Genomic DNA, 4,487 nt, shown 5'->3' on the forward strand with positions numbered 1-4,487 from the left:
GGGCGGGGACGTAATCCTTCACCCCGAAGAGCACGCCGCCGGCATTCATGAACTGGATGTCGATGCGCGGCAGGATGCCGGTGCGGAACCAGTGATCTCCCGAGAGATACATCGCCTTCTGCGGCGCGCCGGCGCATTTGATCGGCATCGGCGGCTGGGTGAACAGCGCCTTGCCGCCCTTCAGCCCCTTCACCAGCTCCCAGGTGTAGGGCGCGAGATCGTAGCGGTAGTTCGAGGTGACGCCGTTCTTGCCCAGAGTCTCGACCAGCCCGTCGACCTTGGCCCAGTCGAGCTTGAGGCCGGGGCAGACGATCAGGCGCTGGTATTTCACCACCCGGCAGCCGTCGAGGATGACCGCGTTGTTCTGCGGCTCGAAGGCGGCGACGGCGGACTTGATCCAGTGCACCCCCTTGGGGATCAGGCTGCCCATGGTGCGTGCGGTGGTCTCGGGCTCGAAGATGCCGCCGCCGACCATGGTCCAGCCAGGCTGGTAGTAATGCACATCCGCCGGATCGAGCAGGGCGATCTCGAGATCGGGCTTGCGCGCCTTCAGGCTGGCCGAGACGGCGATGCCCGCAGCGCCTCCGCCGACAACCACCCCGTCGAAGCTCGCGTCGCCGGTGTCGGTCGGGGTCTTGCCGCCATTGACGATGCGCCGGACCACACCGGCCATGTCGTAGCCCGCCTGCTTGGTGGCCATCAGGATGCGCGCCGGCTCGAGATGGTCGGCCTGGCTCAGCGACCACAGCGTCGCCGAGCGCGTGCCGGTGCGGCAATAGGCAAAGACCGGGCCGGGCAGCTCGCGCAGGGCGCGGCCAAAGGCCTCGGCGTCGTTATCCTGTACCTTGCCCGAGATCACCGGCAGGTAGCGCGCCTCGAGACCGACCGCCTTGGCCGCCGCCTCGATCTCTTCGAAGCTCTGCTGGTCGGCACCCTCGCCATCGGGGCGGTTGCAGATGATCGAGCGGTATCCGGCTGCCGCGATCTCGGAGAGGTCGGCCGGGGCGATCTGCGGCGAGACGGTGATGTCGTCGTTGATTTTGCGGAATTCCAAGGCGCGTCTCCTCCAACACGGGAATCAGGGGCGGTGGGCTCTTTTACATTCACTGTCGTGAATTTGTCATGCGTTGTCACGTCGCATGGTTGCCCGGGCGACAATTCCGCGCGTCGCCCGGGCTTGAGAGACAGGGAGCCGCCCCGCGCATGGCGGGGCGGGGAAGGCCGGATCAGGCGAAGCTGATGCCCGCGTCTGTCATCGGCAGCCGCAGGACGCGCTTGCCGAGCGCGTCATAGATTGCGTTGGCCAGCGCCGGGGCCGCAGGTGGCAGGCCGGGCTCGCCGATCCCGGTCGGCGCCTCGGTGGAGGGCACGATATGCACCTCGACCTTGGGCATGTCGGTGATCCGCAGCGGCTCGTAATCGGAGAAGTTCGACTGATCGACCTCGCCGTCGGTGAAGGTGATCTTCTGCCGCATGGCGTGGCCGAGCCCGTAGCCGATGGCGCCCTCGACCTGTGCCCGGATCACATCGGGGTTCACCGCAACGCCGAGATCCACCGCTGCCACGAAGCGCTCGAGCTTCACCGTTCCGTCTTCGTCGGTGGAGACCTCGGCGACTTCGGCAACGTAGGTGTTAAAGGACTTGTGCACCGCGATGCCGCGGCCCCAGCCCTCGGGCAGCTCGGATCCCCAGCCGGCTTTCTCGGCCGCGAGCTTCAGCACGCCCAGCTCGCGCGGGGCATTGGCCAGAAGCTCCTCTCGGAAGGCCACCGGGTCCTTGCCGGCCTTCTCGGCCAGCATGTCGATGGCGACCTCCACGGTATAGGCCGAGTGGCTGTGCCCGACCGAGCGCCACCAGAGCACCGGCACCGCGCTCTCCATGTTGCGCAGGTCGACGCGCAGGTTGGGGATCGCATAGGCGGTGTCCGCCGCGCCCTCGACCGAGAATTTGTCGACTCCGTTCTCGATCACGTATTGCGCCAGTGGCGTGCCGGTGAAGATCGACTTGTTGGCAAGGCTCGAGTGCCATGCCACCGCCTTGCCCCCGGCATCGACCCCGGCTTTCACCCGGTGCACGCACATCGGACGATAATAGCCCCCGCGCACGTCATCCTCGCGGGTCCAGACCAGCTTGATCGGGCGGTCGGAGCCATGCGCCACCGCCACCATGGCGGCTTCGACATGATAGTCGGAGTCGAAATTCGCCCGCCGTCCGAAGGAGCCTCCGGCATAAAGCGTGTCGATGGTGGTGTTCTCGGCCCCGACGCCTGTGACCGCGCCCACCGCGCCCTGCGTGACGGTCTGGAACTGCGAGCCGTCCCAGACATGCGCCTTGCCGTCCTTGATCTGCACGACCGCGTTGAGCGGCTCCATCGGCGCATGGGCGAGGAAGGGGAAGTGGAACTCGGCCTCGACGGTTTCCGCGGCCCCGGAGAGGGCCCCGGGGGCATCGCCATCGTCCCGAGCGATCAGCCCGTCGCCATCGAGCGCCGCAGCATAGTCGCTTTCCATCGCGTCGGACGAGCGGGTCTCGGCGGACGAAAAGTCCCATTCGGCGGTGACCGCGTCGCGGCCCTGCATTGCCGCCCAGGTGTTCTCGGCATAGACCGCGACTCCCTTCGGGGTCTGCTTTACGTCCGTGACGCCGGGCAGCTCCAGCGCGGCGCTGCCGTCGAACGAGGTGAGCGTGGCGCCGAATTTCGGCGGCCGCAGCAGCACCGCATAGACGGTGCCCTCGGGCGCTGTATCCATCGCGAAGATCGCGGTCCCGTCGGTCTTGGACGCGCTGTCTTTCCGGGGCAGCTTGTCGGTCCCGATCAGGGTAAAGGCGTCGGGCGATTTCAGCACCACCTGCGGCTCGGCCCCATCGGGCACCTTGCCGACCAGCTCACCGAAACCGGCGCTGCGCTCGCCGTGGCGCACCACCCCCTCGCTGACGGTGATCTCGTCTGCCGGCACGCCCCAGTCGGCAGCGGCCGCCTGCATCAGCAGCGATTTCGCCGCAGCGCCGGCCTCGCGGTACTGGGTCCAGGAATTGGCGATGGCGGTCGAGCCACCGGTGCCCTGCACCCCGAAAAGCGTATTGATGTAAAGCTCGGTGTTCACCGGTGCGAAGGCGATGGTCACCTGGTCCCAGGCGGCGTCGAGCTCTTCGGCCACCAGCGTGGTGAGCCCGGTGGTGGTGCCCTGTCCCATTTCGAAGTGCTTGAGGATCACGGTCACGGTGCCATCGGGCGCGATGCGGACGAAGGGATTGGGCATGAAGCCGTCCCCGTGGCCCATCGCCCAGGCTCCGCGCGGGTCGAGCCCGACGACGAGGGCGGCGGTGGCGGCGGTTGCGCCGGTCAGGAAGGCGCGGCGGGATGTCTTGAGGGTCATGGCTCAGGCCTCCATCCGCTTGGACGCTTCGTGGATCGCGGCCCGGATGCGCTGATAGGTGGCGCAGCGGCAGACATTGCCCCACATCTGATCGTCGATATCGGCATCGCTCGGCTTGGCGGTTTCGCTCAGGAGCCCCACCGCCTGCATGATCTGGCCCGACTGGCAGTAGCCGCACTGCACCACGTCGAGATCGCGCCACGCGCCCTGCACCGCTTCGGCCACCGGCCCCGAGAGGCCCTCGATGGTGGTGATCTCGCTGCCCTGCGCGGCGTCGAGCGGCAACTGGCACGAGCGCGTCGGCACCCCGTCCACATGCACCGTGCAAGCGCCGCAGGACGCCACGCCGCAGCCGAATTTTGTGCCGGTCAGCCCGATGATGTCGCGGATCGCCCAGAGCAGGGGCATGTCCCCCGGCGCATCGACGGAATGCGCCTCGCCGTTGATCTTGAGATCAATCGTCATGGTCTCCTCCCTTAACCAATTGCTTTGGAAACGGCGGTCCTCCTCCGCCGGCGCCTTTAAAGGCGTAAGGGAAGTATAGCTTCATTCGCCCGTTGGGCGAAGCTCGCCGGGGTCGTATCCGCTAAGGTGCTGTCGGGCATGCGAAAGAGGCTGTTAGAACGAAAAACGCCGCCCCGAGGGGCGGCGTTTCGCGATACCGAAAGGCGTTGGCTCAGAAGCCGAGGCCTTCGTATTTCTTCTTGAATTTCGACACGCGGCCGCCGGTGTCCATGAGGCGCGAGGTGCCGCCGTTCCAGGCCGGGTGCACGGTCGGGTCGACGTCGAGCGACATGGTGTCGCCCTCTTTGCCCCAGGTGGTGCGGGTCTGGTAGATGGTGCCGTCGGTCATCTTGACGTCGATGACGTGGTAGTCGGGGTGGATGCCCTTTTTCATGACAGCGCTCCTTATGCGTCGGCGCCGGCGAGCGGCTTGTAGTTGGTGTCTTCCGCGATGCGGGCAGATTTGCCGCGACGCGAGCGGAGGTAGTAGAGCTTGGCGCGACGGACGCGGCCGCGGCGCACAACGGTGATCGAGTCGATGTTGGTCGAGTACAGCGGGAACACACGCTCCACGCCTTCACCGAAGGAAATCTTGCGAACGGTGAA

5 protein-coding genes are annotated in these 4,487 nt (G+C 66.8%); all 5 read right to left on the reverse strand.

Translation table 11 applies throughout. The features are described from left to right. Positions 1-1,054: bifunctional protein tyrosine phosphatase family protein/NAD(P)/FAD-dependent oxidoreductase (locus tag AC6RA4_RS01245; protein ID WP_500156603.1), on the reverse strand; the 1,054-nt coding region annotated here is incomplete at its 3' end. A 172-nt stretch (positions 1,055-1,226) separates the two neighbouring features. Continuing rightward, entirely contained in the window at positions 1,227-3,377 is a 2,151-nt protein-coding gene (locus AC6RA4_RS01250; protein WP_500156605.1) for a xanthine dehydrogenase family protein molybdopterin-binding subunit, read from the reverse strand. Positions 3,378-3,380: 3 nt separating this feature from the next. Then, complete coding sequence (locus tag AC6RA4_RS01255; protein ID WP_500156607.1) at positions 3,381-3,842, reverse strand: (2Fe-2S)-binding protein; 462 nt, start codon at positions 3,840-3,842, stop codon at positions 3,381-3,383. 211 nt (positions 3,843-4,053) lie between these two features. Further along, positions 4,054-4,275 (reverse strand): 50S ribosomal protein L31, encoded by a 222-nt coding sequence (gene rpmE / locus AC6RA4_RS01260; protein WP_500156609.1) that lies wholly within the window; start codon positions 4,273-4,275, stop codon positions 4,054-4,056. 11 nt (positions 4,276-4,286) lie between these two features. Beyond that, on the reverse strand, positions 4,287-4,487 hold a 201-nt coding region (locus AC6RA4_RS01265; RefSeq protein ID WP_500156611.1), incomplete at its 5' end, for a 50S ribosomal protein L19.

It is taken from the genome of Salipiger sp. (assembly GCF_059781815.1).

Coding starts and splice junctions, on each gene's coding strand:
- AC6RA4_RS01250 (WP_500156605.1), bottom strand. CDS start 3,377: ATGACCCTCAAGACATCCCGCCGCGCCTTCCTGACCGGCGCAACCGCC.
- AC6RA4_RS01255 (WP_500156607.1), bottom strand. CDS start 3,842: ATGACGATTGATCTCAAGATCAACGGCGAGGCGCATTCCGTCGATGCG.
- rpmE (WP_500156609.1), bottom strand. CDS start 4,275: ATGAAAAAGGGCATCCACCCCGACTACCACGTCATCGACGTCAAGATG.